Origin of the sequence: Nostoc sp. UCD121 (genome assembly GCF_014222285.1) — a bacterium.
In the GTDB taxonomy this organism is placed as follows: Bacteria; Cyanobacteriota; Cyanobacteriia; order Cyanobacteriales; family Nostocaceae; genus Nostoc.
The window spans coordinates 23,787-38,043 of record NZ_JACKZS010000024.1 but is presented as its reverse complement, the minus strand read 5'-3'; the positions used below and the strand labels follow the sequence as shown (position 1 = coordinate 38,043).

Genomic DNA, 14,257 nt, shown 5'->3' with positions numbered 1-14,257 from the left:
TAAGTACACCAGAATAAGCACCAATGTTTCTATCAAATTCAGACTTTTTTTGGATAAAGGAAAAAATTAGTAATACATCATCAGGTGTAGCAGAACGAATCTTCCTTGAACTACTTTAATCACTTTAGTAGATAATCTTAGCAAATAATAGGAGTCAAATATGTACACAACAACTAAACCCGATCCCATCCGTTTAGAAATATTCAAGAATCTCTATCAATTTATCGCTGAACAAATGGGGATTGTTTTACAAAACACGGCTACATCTGTGAATATCAAAGAAAGGCTAGATTTTTCCTGCGCTATTTTTGACTCATCGGGATTATTAGTAGCAAATGCTCCTCATATTCCCGTACATTTAGGTTCTATGAGTGAAAGTGTTCGCAGTTTAATTAACGATAAAGGCGGCACCCTAAAACCAGGCAATGTCTATCTATCTAATAACCCCTATAACGGTGGAACCCACCTTCCTGATGTCACTGCAATTACCCCTGTTTTTTTGGAAAGTAGTGAAAATAATCCATACCCAATGCCCCATGCCCAATGCCCGATGCCCCTATTTTTTGTTGCTTCTCGTGGACACCAAGCAGATATCGGTGGAATTACCCCCGGTTCAATGCCTCCTCACAGCACCACAGTAGAAGAAGAAGGAATTCTTTTTGATAATTTTCTCTTGGTTGAAGATGGCAATTTCCGAGAAGCCGCAGTAAGACAGCATCTTTCAAATCATATTTATCCTGCTCGTAACCCTGGACAAAATATTGCTGATTTCAAAGCACAAATTGCCGCAAATGAACGGGGAGGAAAAGAACTTTATAAAATGGTTTCACAATATGGAATTGAAACTGTTCAAGCTTATATGAAGTTTGTACAAGCTAATGCTGAGGAGTCAGTCAGAAAGGCTATCAACCTTCTCAAAGATGGCTCATTTAGTTATAAGATGGATAATGGGGCAACAATTAAAGTAAAAGTGAAAATTCATCAAGAAAGCCGCAGTGCTACTATTGATTTTACTGGAACTTCTGAGCAACTAAATAGTAATTTCAATGCTCCGAAAGCTGTAACTCAAGCAGCAGTATTGTATGTTTTTCGAACTCTGGTTGATGATAATATTCCTCTGAATGCCGGGTGTCTTAACCCTCTAGAAATTATTATCCCAGTCGGCTGTATGCTGAACCCAACTTATCCAGCAGCAGTAGTAGCGGGTAATGTAGAAACCTCTCAAACAATTGTTGATGCTTTATATGGCGCTTTGGGTGTGATGGCTGCTTCTCAAGGAACGATGAATAATTTTACTTTTGGTAATGAGCAATATCAATATTACGAAACTATCTGCGGCGGCTCTGGAGCAGGAATTGATTTTGATGGAACTGATGGTGTTCATTCTCACATGACTAATTCTCGATTGACTGATCCAGAAGTTTTAGAAACCCGCTATCCTGTTCTTTTAGAAAGCTTTAGCCTACGTCCCGATAGTGGTGGAAAAGGAAAATATTCAGGTGGTAATGGAGTTGTCCGCCGCATCCGTTTTTTAGAACCTATGACAGCTAATATTCTTTCTGGACATCGAGTTATTCCTCCCTTTGGATTAAATGGTGGACAAGTCGGAATTGTTGGACGCAACTGGATACAACGTCAGAATGGAATTGAAGAAAATTTAGACAGTACAGCAACAGTAGAAATGAAACCTGGAGATGTTTTTGTGATAGAAACTCCTGGAGGAGGCGGCTTTGGTAAAGTCTCCTAGTAGTCTGTTCCATTAATTTTCAGGGATAAGAGAACGAACTGCAAAGGACGCAAAGGACGCAAAGGACGCAAAGTATAAGATTGATTGACAAAAGATTTTATCTGTAATAGCACTTGTCAATCCAAATTCGCATTTCTTCTTCAGAACCAAAACAGGCAGAGCGTCCTGTCATCGGATCGTAGGCGTGCCAAGAAGAAATATGACCACGCCAGTCTGATTCGTGCCACACTTGAAGGTCAGAACCACTAGCCATCCAGATGACAAAATGTTGCCAATATTTTTGTAAATTTAACAAAAAATTAAATTTATTCATAGTGAAAGCACCTGATAAACAGTGAACTATTACTTTTACTTTCACGTAATACTTTTCAACTGAGAAGGTACAGTTTTGGACAATTTGATCTAGTACAGTTAAGGCGCATTACAACTGGTATAGTAAAAAAACTCTCAACTGTACTAGGTAAAGTTGGTAGAAATAGTTTATATTGCCAGTATTGATGATTATTTAGTCATTGACGAGTGCGCCAAAATGAACATTTTATTAGAACGGCAATCACCCAAACCGATTTATTTACAGATCAGCGATCGCATCAGTCATCTGATTAAATCTGGCGCGCTCAAAAGTGGCGATCGCCTCCCTTCTATCCGCTCTCTGGCAGAAAGCTTACAAGTTAATAAACTCACGGTTATTGAAGCATATAACGTTTTAGAAGCAGATGGGATTGTTTCTGCTCGTCAAGGTTCAGGATATTTTGTCAGCAGCATTTCTCTTAAAAGCACTAACCTAGAATCTAAATTCGCTCCAGCCCAAAATGTCATAATTACAAAGCCAGGAAAGTGTTCTTTTTATGAAATGTATACTCCACTGGTGCAAGCACAAACACAGCCAGGAATAATTAATTTTGGCTACGGTTATCCTCGTCCACCAAAAGATATTAACCTCATTGCCAGACGAGCGCTAAGACAAGATGATGCTGATATTTTCTTTCCTCATGAAATGCCTCAAGGACAACTAACTCTGTGTAGACAAATTGCTCAGATGTTAGTACATCAAGGATTAGAGGTTTTTCCAGAAGATTTAATTATTACTAATGGCTCTCAGCAAGGGTTGTCATTAGCGATGAATTATTATGTACAACCTGGTGATTGGGTGATTGTGGAAGCTCCCACTTATTATGGTGCAATTTCTATTTTAGAAAACTTAGGAGCCAAGATTATTGGTATTCCCATGACTGCGGAGGGAATGAATTTAGATTTATTAGAGCAATATCTCCGCAGCCACCGCCCGAAATTAATTTATACGATTAGTACTTTTCACAATCCAACAGGATTGACGACAACACAAAATCATCGTCAACAATTACTAGCATTAGCAGAAAAATATGAGTGCCCTATTTTGGAAGATAATGCTTATGAAGGAATAAATTTTGATGCTGTGCCAGCGCCAATTAAAGCTTTAGATAAAAATAATTTGGTAACTTATTTAAGCACCTTTTCTAAAACTTTAATGCCTGGTTTACGAGTGGGCTATATGGTAGTTACAGGTAAGCATTATCAAGCAATTATTGAGCGGAAGTTGCTCCATGACTTGCACACATCCAGTATTTCGCAAACAATAGTTAGCGAATATCTCGCTTCAGGACATTACCGCCGTCACCTCAGCCGACTTCGCACAGATAATCTGCAAAGTCGTAATATAATGCTGCAAGCTTTAGAGCGTTATTTCCCTGAAGAGATCCGGTGGACAGTTCCCACGGGAGGATTATTTCTCTGGGTACAGTTACCAGATGATATTCCGATTGGGACAATTCGTAACGAAGCTTTTGCAGAAAATGTTTACCTGGCGTGCGGTTCGGCATTTTTCCCTGATAAGCAAGGTTATCCGGCGATGCGTCTAACTTTTTGTCTCTCACCAGAGGAGATTGAGCAAGGTATTTCGATCGTCGGTAAGTTGCTGAAAAAGTATATTTCCAGAGGAAGTGTAGATACAGAGCGGCTTGTTGTCAAACATCGCATATCTAATTATCAACCTCTTGTTTACAGTTCATAGGTTGGCACAAGATATCCTAATGTACTTCGCGTTAAGAGTTCGTAATTTAAACGATCGCTATCAGCATAATTCCTTTCATCCCTTCACCATTGAAGCCGGAAACCCTTATTTGCTAAGATTTCCAGTGCAACAACATTCAAACAGGGCAACTTCTCATCACCATGCCAACATCTACACTTGACGATAAAGACGCAGCAGCAATCCAAGCTGCCAAATTTGGGGTTGCAATATGCGATCGCACCGCCTGGGGACGTATCAAAGTATCTGGTGACGATCGCCTCAATTTCTTACACAACCAAAGTACTAACAATTTCCAGATACTCAAGCCTGGACAAGGTTGTGATACGGTTTTCGTCACTTCTACAGCGAGAACAATTGATTTAGCAACCGCCTATGTTAGAGAAGATGCGGTAATCCTGCTAGTTTCACCCAACCGCCGCCAATATCTCATGGAATGGCTGGATAAATATATTTTCTATGCCGACAAGGTGGAATTATCTGATATCACAGAATACACCAACACCTTCAGCCTCATTGGCCCAGGAAGCGACGCTGTTTTAGAAAAATTGGGTATTGGCGAACTCATCGGCCAACCTTACGGTAATCACCAAGTATACACGATCGCTCCGGCTGAGGGAGTACGGATTGCTGTGGGTAGCGGGTTAGCGGCTCCCGGATACACCTTCACTTTCCCCTATACTGACAAAACAACAGTGTGGAACAAATTGTTAGAAGCTGGGGCGATAGAAATGAGCGATCGCGCCTGGGATGCCTTACGAATCTTACAAGGCCGCCCCGCCCCAGATGCTGAACTCACAGATGATTACAATCCTCTGGAAGTTGGTTTGTGGCAGACAATTTCTTTTACTAAAGGTTGCTATATTGGGCAAGAAACCATTGCTCGGTTAAATACATATAAAGGTGTAAAACAACACCTTTTGGGTATCCGGCTCAGTGCCCCTGCGTCAGTTGGAAGTGCGATCGCAGTGGGAGATGAAAAGGTCGGCAAACTTACCAGTTACACAGAAACGGCTGATGGTTATTTTGGACTAGGTTACATTCGCACCAAAGCTGGTGGTGTCGGCTTAAAAGTTAAAGTGGGAGAAACTGAAGGTGAAGTCATAGAAATACCCTTTGTTTCTCACGAATACCCGTAAGTAATTCAAGTCAAAATATCTTCTTTATTCCTAGTGCCGTAACAAAATTCATCTACCCAAGAAGCTAAACTACGGGCATTTGTGGTTGGTAAATTCACTTTGCTCTTAACATCTTGTGGTTGAATATTCGTTTGCTTGCTGTTACTTTTAACCTCAGTAGTAATTGCTAGCGATCGCACTGGTTTACCATTACTGTTAATTTCAGTAGTAATTGCCAGCAATGCGCCTACAGGGATTCGGACAGATGGCGCGTTGCTTTTAACCTCGCTAGCTAATGCCACAGATGGCATAGTTTTGGCTTTGCTGTTAACCTCACTGGTCATTCCTGAAGGGAGGCGTTCAAGAAGTGATGTCTGACGAGTAGTTGCAAAGTAGCTACGTAGTGGTTGATATTCGCTTAGGAAACCAGAATTTGGCGTTTTAACCGGAGTATCTGGAGCGATTTTAGTAGCAAATGCAACAGCTAACTCAGGTTTGCGTGTGCGAACTACCTCAGCAGTAGCCGTAAAGGATGGCACAAGTGTATCAGTCTGTGACAAGTTGGAGTCTAAAGTCTTGGCAAGAGAATGAAGCGCAATTTTGCTGGCAGTTACAACCTCTGACAGATGTTTATCCTCAAAATGCTTCTCATCTGGCGACTCGCTTTCAACTTGGCTTGTAGCCATAAAATGTTCTGATTTTATTAAATCTAACTCTTCATCAGGATTGAAATTAAGACCTAAAGCGGCAACTATTTTATCTGGATCGTTATTCAGATCCAGCATAAAAGCAAGTATTTCATCAAACTGGGGTTCTAAAACAGACAGTGTTGCCAAAATAAAACCGGACAAAGGACGGCGCAAACCATCGTAAGTCCCCCAAATTCGCATTTTGACCAGCCAGGTAATATTTTGCTTATAGTAAATAAGCCATTTTTGTTTTAAGGATTGACGCAGCTGTTGGATATTCATTGGATGCCTCGCTTCAGTCAACAAGATTACAGAGCCTGATATTGAAAATTTAGCTTTATTTCTGGGGATGAAACCGATAATAGAGCATCTGTTTGACTCTTTGACCACCTAGCAAATGATTTTCTATCAGTAGAGAGACTTCATCGGGTCGAACACCGCTATACCAGACCATATCGGGTAATACCAGCACCATTGGCCCATTACCACATTGCCCTAAACAGCTGCTAGCCGTTATCGTTACATCAGGAATTGGCAAAGCTGTAAAAGCTGCTAATACCTTGGCTGCACCTTGCTTTTTGCAGGTGCGATTTTGACAAACCCGCACACATTTAGAAGAAGAAGGTTGGTCTATTGTCGAGAAGTTTGATGGTTGAGTTATGTTTGTCATTTTTTAACGAACCGCAGAGACGCAGAGGACGCAGAGGGGAGAGGAGCAGGGGGAGTAGGGGAAGCAGTATTGAAATTTAGCTAATGCCCAATTCCCAATTCCCAATTCCCAATGCCCAATTCCCAATTCCCCATAACTAATCTATTGAAAGTCCTTTTGAGGCTAGCCATTCAGGGTTGAATATCCGCGACTGATACCGGGAACCACTATCACACAAGATGGTGACAATGGTATGTCCTGGCCCCAACTGCTTTGCTAGGGCGACAGCTGCGCCAACATTAATACCTGTTGAGCCGCCCATTAACAGTCCATCTTTCCTCAGCAGTTGGTAAACTACACGTAAAGCTTCTTTGTCATCGATTTGGATGGCATCATCAGCAGGTGCGCCTTCCATATTGGCTGTGACACGACCATTTCCGATGCCTTCGGTGATGGAATTTCCTTCTATATTGATTTCGCCAGTTTTGACATAGCTATAAAGTGCGCTACCCAGTGGATCGGCAACAACGCATTTAACTGCTGGATTTTGTTCTTTTAAGTACAACGCCACACCAGCATAAGTACCACCAGTACCAGTTGCAGCTGTCCATGCGTCTATTTTACCATCTGTCTGTTTCCAAATTTCCGGCCCTGTGGTTTCGTAGTGGGCGTGGCGGTTGGCTAGGTTATCAAACTGATTCGCCCAAATAGCATTTTCCAACTCAGCAGCGACTCTGCCAGATAGCTTGACGTAGTTATTTGGGTCTTTGTAGGGTACAGCAGGAATGGGACGGACTTCTGCGCCTAATGCGATCAGTGCATCTATTTTTTCTTGTGACTGAGTATCGGGAATAATAATTAGGCATTTGTAGCCTTTGGCGTTGCAAATATGTGCTAGTCCAATGCCAGTATTACCAGCAGTTCCTTCTACAACAGTACCACCGGGTTTGAGTAAACCTTTTTTTTCTGCATCTTCAATGATGTAAAGTGCAGCGCGGTCTTTGACGGAACCGCCAGGATTGAGAAATTCAGCTTTAGCGAGGATTTCACACCCTGTTTCTTCACTGAAGCTGTTTAAGCGAATCAGGGGTGTGTTGCCAACAGCGCCAACGAAGCCATTTTTAATATCCATTTTGACTATACCTGTGTGAGTATCTATAAAAATTTTGGCTTATAGCGATCGCATTTCCCCACTCGGCAATCCAATAATAATCATAGTTACCTAAGCGATCGCATCTGGCAGTGTGATATTTAAGGGTTGCATAAGCTGCTTATATTGTCAGCAATTAATTTAAGATTAACGCGATCGCATTTTCCTTCAGCTTTCAGGGCTAGCTTGAGAAACGCTGTTGTCTGTGCGTGGCTCACAGTGGGAAAATCTTCTAGAAAGTCGTCAAGGCGTTCACGAAGCGTGTGCGAAGCACTCTCGCCTGCTTCGATATAATCAATCAATGTTTGTACTGGTACGCGACTTCCATAGAAAACGGGTGTACCAGAAAGGATGTCGGGAGAACTCTGTATTAGTTGAGATTCCATATCGCATCTGGCAGTGTGAGATTGAAGGATTGCATCAGCTGATTATATTGTCGCCAATTAATTTAAGAGTAGCGCGATCGCATTTCGTCTCTGAGCAATCCAACAATAATCATAGTTGTTTACCGCCATACCTGAGCCAGCATCAGATCAAAATGAAAGTCATACGTCCACACTGGTAGCTTCATTTCTTCTGACAAAACGGCAGTGACAGCATCGCAGACGGTAATCCGTTGATCTGGAAAACTTGCAGCTTTTTTAACTGCTGCCATATATTGTTCCTGTGAAGGATTGACGAAATGAACTGCTCCTATACATTGTCTAGCAAAGCTAATCGCTTGTTCAGTTCCGAGACGATATAGCAAAAGATTATATGTTTCCAGGTAAACAGGAAAGGGAACTAGGATTATTAAATTTTCTGTATTTATACGTTGTAGTTCGGCTTGGGAGCGCTCATGATATTGGTCGTCTATATCTACAGCAGCATATAAAGGCCCAGTGTCAGCAATTACGGCTCTCAAGGTGTGTTTGGTGGCAATGACTGCAAAAACGTTTGTTCAGCTAGAATTTTATCGTGATTTACTGACGTATCTTTAAATCCGCTTCCCTTGGGTGCAGGAGTAAGGCGTAAACCTTGCTTTTGTGGAGGTAAATAACCACGTTGGCTGAGGAATTCTTCGAGGGCATTTTCTACGATAGCGTTAGCAGGTAGGGAAACTTCTTGATCGCCGATGTAAGCACTGAGAGCATTAGCGATCGCATCTGGCAGTATGATATTTAGGGATTGCATAAGCTGGTTATATTGTCATCAATTAATTTAAGATTAGCGCGATCGCATTTCCCTTCAGCAATTCAACAAAAATCATACTGTGCAACAATAGCTGTAGCTTAGTCGGAGTAAAACTATGGACTGGCAACAGTACATTCATTCAGACCCAAAAATTTTGCTGGGTAAGCTGACTGTGAAAGAAACTCGTTTATCTGTAGAGTTCTTATTGGGTTTGTTTGCTGCGGGATGGACAGAACAACAAGTGCTAGAAAACTATCCTACCCTTACCTCAGAAGCGCTAAGGGCGGTATTTGCTTTTACGGTAGAGTGAATTTTTGACTTTAGGTGAATTCTAGTAATAAATTTACCATAGCCGTTGGTTTCGACTTCGCTCAACCAACTGAGTGGTCGAGAGTTGAGCGTTCGCGTAGCGTCTCGCAGAGAAGTCGAAACTCGTCAACAGAGGTATTTTTTTAATTAGAAATCATCTTACGGTGTAATCGTAATCGCATTTCCCCTTATTCACCCATTAAAACTTGACTGCGGTCAAACAACCACCCATCGCCGACAATCTCCTCTAGGCGTTGATTGAGTCGGGGGAGGAAATATTCTGGATCATTTAGTCGTTGCTGGATAAACCAAGCACCAACGGCTTCCTCTGTTTCAATTCCTTGGGCATCCGCCGTCTCTGATATCAATCTGGTACTTATATCCTGGAGTTCTCCTAACCGAGGATGACCTTCACCTTGGTAAATGCAAAAGAATACTGCTGTTGCCCCCAGCAAAACTTTTAGTTCATCGCCTTGAAGCACTCTATTATGTAAAACACGGATTAATTGAATAGTGACCGATAAGGGGGCTTGAATTCTCAGCGTTAGCCAGATTGCTTGAGCTAGGTAGACTAAACCGTTGCTTTCATCTGCTACACCTAAATTATTTAGAACCGTTACCAAATGACTATAGGCACGAACCTGCACAAGAGCCAAAGCAGCTTGCAAATTTAGCTTTAACTCCCTAGCTTTATCTCCTGTTTTACCAGCAATACAAGCCATATTGTTGAGGATAGCGGCTTTACCTTCGACATCGCCAATCTGCTCAATTATTTCTAAGGATTGCTCGTAGAGTGCGAATGCACTAGCTATGTCCCCTTGTCGGTCGATAACCATTGCCATATTGTTTAGGGTCTTGGCTTTACCTTCGACATCACCAATCTGCTCAATTATCTCCAAGGATTGCTTGTAGAGTGCGATCGCATTAGCTATGTCCCCTTGGTCGGCGATGACCAGTCCCATGTTGTTGAGGGTTGAGGCTTTACCTTGGATATCGCTAATCTGATTAATTATTTCCAAGGATTGCTCGTAGAGTGTGATCGCATTAGCTATGTATCCTTGTTGGCCGAGAATACTTGCCATTCTGCCTAGAATAGTGACTTTGTTTTTGACATCACCAATCCGATCAGTGGCTTCCAAGGATTGCTGATAGAACGCGATTGCACTAGCTATGTTCCCTTGTTGGCGAATTACCCCTGCTATGTTGTTGAGGATAGCGGCTTTGCCTTGGGCATTGCCAGTCTGCTCAATTATCTCCAAGGATTGCTTGTAGAGTGCAAATGCACTAGTTATATCTCCCTGTTGGCTGATTATCTCTGCCATGTTGTTGAGAGTTGCAGCTTTTGTGATTAAGTCATCTTCAGGGCAAAGGTCTAAAGCTTGCTGATAATGCGAAAGAGCCTCTTGCACAAAACCCAAAACATCTTCAGCTAAGGCGATGCTTCTTAAAATGCGGTAGTCTAGAAAAACTGCCAGAACTTGCTTACACAAATCAAAAGCTTCCACAAAGCGGGAATTGTTCAGCCAATTGCTTGCAATTCTATTTCCAACGCTGACAGCAATCTCCTGCTCTTTTGCCAGCAATCCCAAACGTACAATTTCCAGTGCTTCTACTTCCGTGGGGTTGTCATTCTCCTCCCACCAAGCTTGATGAATTTCCCTAACCGCTTGCTGTCGCGTTGCTTGCCATTCTTCCTGAATCAACACTGTTTCTAGCAACGATTCTAAAATTGTCGTCACCCGATAATTAGCTGTCTGGGTGGGGTGAGTGGTGGCAGACTCAACTAAGCTGAGGCTGACAAGCTTTTGCAGAGAAGCAACAGAGGGGGAGATGGCGTTAATGATTTCAACAGTAACAGGCAAATTAAACACACTCAACCGTGCGAGAAACTTTTGTTCTTCCGGTTCCAAAGTATCCAGCAGAGTTTGTGCCAAAATATCTTCACGGAATTTCTGCTCAGTCGCCTCCAACCGATTCAGTAATTCATCCGCCGCTATTCCTGGTTGCTGAATCACCTCTAACAGCCACTTCAGCAACCGGGGATTACCAGCGGCAATGTGAATAATCCTTTGAGTTCTTAACTGCTGCCTAACTTCTTTATCTAAAGGAAAGCAGATTTTATCAATATCACTGCTGCTCATCCCTGCCAAAGATTCTAAGTGCAGGCGATGAGGTGGCAAGGTGTCTGCTTTTAAATAGCGACAGGTGACAATAAGCCGACTTTCTGCCCCGTTTTCCTCCAACGCCGCACAAATCGCCCCTAAAATTTCGTAAGCTTCCGCCGTCATCCGCAGTGAGCCATCCTCAATATTACCTGTGGGGATGTTTTGCTCAAAGTCATCCAGCACCAGCAGTAAGGGTTGGTTGTGAATGTTTTCTATTGCTTCAAAAAAGTTTTGCAACCGTCCTTTCAGAGACACCTTTGGTTCGTTCAAAAGTGCGGGCACATCTGCAAACCGCTCAAACTTATTAGAAAGCTTATTCAGCAAACCCCACTCATCCAAAGGCCCAACCAACACAACTCGCGCAAAATTAGAACGCTGCATCTGCACCCGCGTACATAACCGCGCCGCCAGACTACTTTTACCCAGTCCACCCATCCCCGCAATAAACACGCCGATTTGGTCGCTGGTTTCCTGCAAAGCCTTGAGACAGCGTTGCAAAGGTCGTCTGCGTCCGACAAACTCAAACTGACTGGCAACTTTAACTTGATTATTCTCATCCAAAAATTCTTGCTCTGGCGCTGTGAACTTCAGCTTTTCACGATTTCTTGTTCTCAGCGCTGTCACTAGTTCTGCAATGGGGCGCGTATCCCGATACATCCGCAACAGATGCCAGTCGGTGCATTCTTTTTCAATCATCTCCTGCTGCGCCGCTTTCACCGCTTCTTCAACAGTTTCCCCCGTCGCCAAAGCTTGATAAAGTGCCTGTGCCGCTACAATACCCGTGCGGTCAAACACCGGACGCGCCCAGCCTAAAACTATACCTGCCCCCGCTTTCACCAATGCCTGTACCATCGAGGGTACTGTCCCCTGGTTAGCAACCTGTCCCGTATGACAACCAGAGAGAAAAGTTACACGCGGCCAGCGTCCCCGAAAGGCTTTTGCTAAATCATTGACAGTAGTAAGTTGCATATTCCCCACCTCATCCTCAGTAATGAAGCAAGGGGTATTGTCTGCCAGCGTTACACCTGTTGACAGCAAAGAGCCGTAATCTTTTTTGGTATAAATTATCCCGTGTCCTGTGAGGTGAAAGACATCAAAATAGTTTTCTTCGTAGGATTGCACCAAGTTGGCTAACTCTGCAAGCGAGCCACTTTCCTCGACAATCAACGCCAAAGGCTGATCTTTAGTTGCTTGCAAAATGTTCGCTTCTTCCTGCTCAAACCCTAGTGGTGGAACTCTGGGATCTTCAGGAGAAGTCGCCATAAACAGCAACCGCAAAGGGCGATTTTGCACGCCAATTATTTGAGTTTGACGCTGCTGCACAGAACGCACTGGTAAAACGGAAAGATTCTGGCGTTCTATTAAAAACCCTGCACCATCATGTAGCAATTCCCAAGGCAGATGCGCCAAACCCAACGCTACCCGTTCTGTTTCCGGGTTTAACCCCTGCGCTTCGCTGGTTTGAATCAAATCTAGATTAATCGTTTGCTCATCCGCCTCATCCAGCGCCTTTTTCAGCCATCCTTCTTTACCATCCAGCCATTGATAAAGTTGCCGTCCTAAGTCTTGGAGTAAGCTTTCTCTTCGTTGAGCATCTTGAGTACCTTGAGCATAATAATTTTGCTCACACAAATCAATCAGCGCTGCCAACTCCGTTTTATCCAGGCGACGTGAGCCATAATCACAGCGCAGTTCAAAAGTTTGCTGTTGACTGAGGGCGAAGGTGAAGTTTAGGGGCATGGCTGACAGCAGGAGTTTCCAGAGTAACCTTCACCGTATTATCACCTTTTTCCCGAAATTATCGGCGATAAGCTGGTACTAATGGCGTGACTGGCGAAGATACTGCATTGGTGCGATCGCAGTTCAACTATAAAATCAGGACAGATGAGGGCAAATCTTTGCTGTTGTTTGGGCTGTGGCTGTATTGATTGTTATATTCGTTCAGAATACAAGTCCATTCTGTCAGAACACAAGTCCATTCTGTCAGAACACAAGTCTATTCTGTCAGAACACAAGTCCATTCTGTCAGAATACAAGTCCATTCTGTCAGAACACAAGTCCATTCTGTCAGAATACAAGTCCATTCTGTCAGAACATAAGTCCATTCTCAACAATTTCTTATCTAGTATCGTGCAATTACTGAGCTAGCAATCCAATCTTATTAAAAAAAACACCTTTTTTTGCAAGCTTTACTGAACCGCTACATTATCCCATTGAGACACTCTAGAGAGATAAAGTTTAGTAAAAAGTATAGATTGATGCCACGCAAAACAAGAAGCTCTTCCGTGCTATAAAAAACCGAAAAGAGAGTAATCGGATTTAAATCGATTGATTCCAGCCTTGACTTTGGTGATTCTATCAGTTTAAACAATTTAATCCAGTTAACCGGACAACTCCGCAACCAAATCGACCAGTATAATATGATGCTAACTGCCCTTGATTCGGCAAAGGCAAAAATAGAAACCCTCGAAAAGAGCATTTGCGAAACCTCAGAACGCTTAGTTAGTGGTGTAGTGTTGAAATATGGCAAAGATAGCCGGGAATACGAGATGACAGGCGGGGTACGCAAGAGCGATGCCTGCGGCGGGCTACGCCTACGCATTCGTAAAGCCACTATCACCCGGATAAAATCGACCGCAGACTTAAAAGCAACTTCTAAACAGACGGCGTAACCAACAAAAATTAGGCATCATTTACAGTAAATGATGCCCATTGCGTAAGCGTAGCTTGCCGCAGGCATCGCACGATCGCATTTAAATAGTAATTTTACTGGGGTTGCTAAATATTTACGTAAGTTAGTATACAGCATGATTGATGAGTAAATGCTGACATCTTTTCATTGTCTTAGACGGGATGAACACCGATGACATCTGAGAGCGATCGCCAAAAAGAACTTGAACTCCGAGAACGTATATTACGGGAACGAGAAGTTGAATTGCGACTCCGGGAAATGGAAACTAACATCCATGCTACTGATGCGGCTTTTCATCAAACTGTGAAGCATCAACCAGATCAGAAACCTTGGATGAAAAAACTGATTCTGGGTGGAAAGCTGTTTGCTTTTGCTGTAGTAACACTAGTTGCAGTGAGAATAGCCTCAGTATTGGCTGGGTTTATTATTGTTGGGGCGCTGGGATGGATGTCTTACAAATTATTTTTGGAATCTAAAAAAACTAATCCTTAATAAAG

At 42.9% G+C, this 14,257-nt stretch carries 14 protein-coding genes; 6 read left to right on the top strand and 8 right to left on the bottom strand.

Annotated features, from left to right (window positions below; all coding sequences use genetic code 11):
* Positions 1-160 precede the first annotated feature (160 nt).
* Entirely contained in the window at positions 161-1,747 is a 1,587-nt protein-coding gene (locus GNF10_RS07980; protein WP_185584115.1) for a hydantoinase B/oxoprolinase family protein, read from the top strand.
* A gap of 97 nt (positions 1,748-1,844) precedes the next feature.
* On the opposite strand, the gene GNF10_RS07975 is transcribed toward GNF10_RS07980, so the two are convergent.
* Entirely contained in the window at positions 1,845-2,060 is a 216-nt protein-coding gene (locus tag GNF10_RS07975) for a hypothetical protein (RefSeq protein WP_185584113.1), read from the bottom strand.
* Positions 2,061-2,276: 216 nt separating this feature from the next.
* On the opposite strand from GNF10_RS07975, the gene GNF10_RS07970 reads away from it, so the two are divergent.
* Together GNF10_RS07970 and GNF10_RS07965 are read left to right on the top strand one after the other, a co-directional pair.
* Entirely contained in the window at positions 2,277-3,797 is a 1,521-nt protein-coding gene (locus GNF10_RS07970; protein ID WP_260445806.1) for a PLP-dependent aminotransferase family protein, read from the top strand.
* A gap of 161 nt (positions 3,798-3,958) precedes the next feature.
* Positions 3,959-4,954 carry a folate-binding protein YgfZ gene (locus tag GNF10_RS07965; RefSeq protein WP_185584109.1) on the top strand — a complete coding sequence of 332 codons (996 nt, stop codon included), beginning with the start codon at positions 3,959-3,961 and terminating at the stop codon, positions 4,952-4,954.
* 5 nt (positions 4,955-4,959) lie between these two features.
* Here GNF10_RS07965 and GNF10_RS07960 read toward each other — a convergent pair whose 3' ends face one another.
* The 6 genes from GNF10_RS07960 to GNF10_RS07935 all read right to left on the bottom strand — a co-directional run bounded on the left by GNF10_RS07960 (position 4,960) and on the right by GNF10_RS07935 (position 8,594).
* Positions 4,960-5,904, bottom strand: a complete 945-nt coding sequence (locus GNF10_RS07960; protein ID WP_185584106.1) for a DUF5331 domain-containing protein — start codon at positions 5,902-5,904, stop codon at positions 4,960-4,962.
* A gap of 55 nt (positions 5,905-5,959) precedes the next feature.
* Complete coding sequence (locus tag GNF10_RS07955) at positions 5,960-6,292, bottom strand: ferredoxin (RefSeq protein ID WP_185584104.1); 333 nt, start codon at positions 6,290-6,292, stop codon at positions 5,960-5,962.
* Positions 6,293-6,428: 136 nt separating this feature from the next.
* Positions 6,429-7,403 carry a cysteine synthase A gene (locus GNF10_RS07950; protein ID WP_185584102.1) on the bottom strand — a complete coding sequence of 325 codons (975 nt, stop codon included), beginning with the start codon at positions 7,401-7,403 and terminating at the stop codon, positions 6,429-6,431.
* Between the two features lie 119 nt (positions 7,404-7,522).
* The gene (locus tag GNF10_RS07945; RefSeq protein ID WP_185584100.1) at positions 7,523-7,807 is read right to left on the bottom strand and encodes a DUF433 domain-containing protein; all 285 of its coding nucleotides are present in this window, start codon (positions 7,805-7,807) and stop codon (positions 7,523-7,525) included.
* Positions 7,808-7,926: 119 nt separating this feature from the next.
* Positions 7,927-8,325 (bottom strand): type II toxin-antitoxin system VapC family toxin, encoded by a 399-nt coding sequence (locus GNF10_RS07940; protein ID WP_185584098.1) that lies wholly within the window; start codon positions 8,323-8,325, stop codon positions 7,927-7,929.
* Complete coding sequence (locus GNF10_RS07935; RefSeq protein WP_179072254.1) at positions 8,322-8,594, bottom strand: hypothetical protein; 273 nt, start codon at positions 8,592-8,594, stop codon at positions 8,322-8,324. Before GNF10_RS07935 ends, GNF10_RS07940 begins: the two co-directional genes overlap by 4 nt.
* A gap of 115 nt (positions 8,595-8,709) precedes the next feature.
* On the opposite strand from GNF10_RS07935, the gene GNF10_RS07930 reads away from it, so the two are divergent.
* Positions 8,710-8,904 (top strand): DUF433 domain-containing protein, encoded by a 195-nt coding sequence (locus GNF10_RS07930; protein WP_185584096.1) that lies wholly within the window; start codon positions 8,710-8,712, stop codon positions 8,902-8,904.
* Between the two features lie 187 nt (positions 8,905-9,091).
* Here GNF10_RS07930 and GNF10_RS07925 read toward each other — a convergent pair whose 3' ends face one another.
* Positions 9,092-12,808 (bottom strand): tetratricopeptide repeat protein, encoded by a 3,717-nt coding sequence (locus tag GNF10_RS07925; protein WP_185584094.1) that lies wholly within the window; start codon positions 12,806-12,808, stop codon positions 9,092-9,094.
* Positions 12,809-13,488: 680 nt separating this feature from the next.
* On the opposite strand from GNF10_RS07925, the gene GNF10_RS39260 reads away from it, so the two are divergent.
* Together GNF10_RS39260 and GNF10_RS07915 are read left to right on the top strand one after the other, a co-directional pair.
* Positions 13,489-13,740: a hypothetical protein gene (locus tag GNF10_RS39260; RefSeq protein ID WP_311774128.1), complete on the top strand. Its 252-nt coding sequence runs from the start codon at positions 13,489-13,491 to the stop codon at positions 13,738-13,740.
* 191 nt (positions 13,741-13,931) lie between these two features.
* Positions 13,932-14,252, top strand: a complete 321-nt coding sequence (locus tag GNF10_RS07915; protein WP_185584092.1) for a DUF3040 domain-containing protein — start codon at positions 13,932-13,934, stop codon at positions 14,250-14,252.
* The last annotated feature ends 5 nt before the right edge of the window (positions 14,253-14,257 follow it).

What these genes read in the sequence shown, in the direction of transcription:
- GNF10_RS07980 (WP_185584115.1), top strand. Translation starts at nt 161, where the DNA reads ATGTACACAACAACTAAACCCGATCCCATCCGTTTAGAAATATTCAAG.
- GNF10_RS07975 (WP_185584113.1), bottom strand. Translation starts at nt 2,060, where the DNA reads ATGAATAAATTTAATTTTTTGTTAAATTTACAAAAATATTGGCAACAT.
- GNF10_RS07970 (WP_260445806.1), top strand. Translation starts at nt 2,277, where the DNA reads ATGAACATTTTATTAGAACGGCAATCACCCAAACCGATTTATTTACAG.
- GNF10_RS07965 (WP_185584109.1), top strand. Translation starts at nt 3,959, where the DNA reads ATGCCAACATCTACACTTGACGATAAAGACGCAGCAGCAATCCAAGCT.
- GNF10_RS07960 (WP_185584106.1), bottom strand. Translation starts at nt 5,904, where the DNA reads ATGAATATCCAACAGCTGCGTCAATCCTTAAAACAAAAATGGCTTATT.
- GNF10_RS07955 (WP_185584104.1), bottom strand. Translation starts at nt 6,292, where the DNA reads ATGACAAACATAACTCAACCATCAAACTTCTCGACAATAGACCAACCT.
- GNF10_RS07950 (WP_185584102.1), bottom strand. Translation starts at nt 7,403, where the DNA reads ATGGATATTAAAAATGGCTTCGTTGGCGCTGTTGGCAACACACCCCTG.
- GNF10_RS07945 (WP_185584100.1), bottom strand. Translation starts at nt 7,807, where the DNA reads ATGGAATCTCAACTAATACAGAGTTCTCCCGACATCCTTTCTGGTACA.
- GNF10_RS07935 (WP_179072254.1), bottom strand. Translation starts at nt 8,594, where the DNA reads ATGCAATCCCTAAATATCATACTGCCAGATGCGATCGCTAATGCTCTC.
- GNF10_RS07930 (WP_185584096.1), top strand. Translation starts at nt 8,710, where the DNA reads ATGGACTGGCAACAGTACATTCATTCAGACCCAAAAATTTTGCTGGGT.
- GNF10_RS07925 (WP_185584094.1), bottom strand. Translation starts at nt 12,808, where the DNA reads ATGCCCCTAAACTTCACCTTCGCCCTCAGTCAACAGCAAACTTTTGAA.
- GNF10_RS39260 (WP_311774128.1), top strand. Translation starts at nt 13,489, where the DNA reads ATGATGCTAACTGCCCTTGATTCGGCAAAGGCAAAAATAGAAACCCTC.
- GNF10_RS07915 (WP_185584092.1), top strand. Translation starts at nt 13,932, where the DNA reads ATGACATCTGAGAGCGATCGCCAAAAAGAACTTGAACTCCGAGAACGT.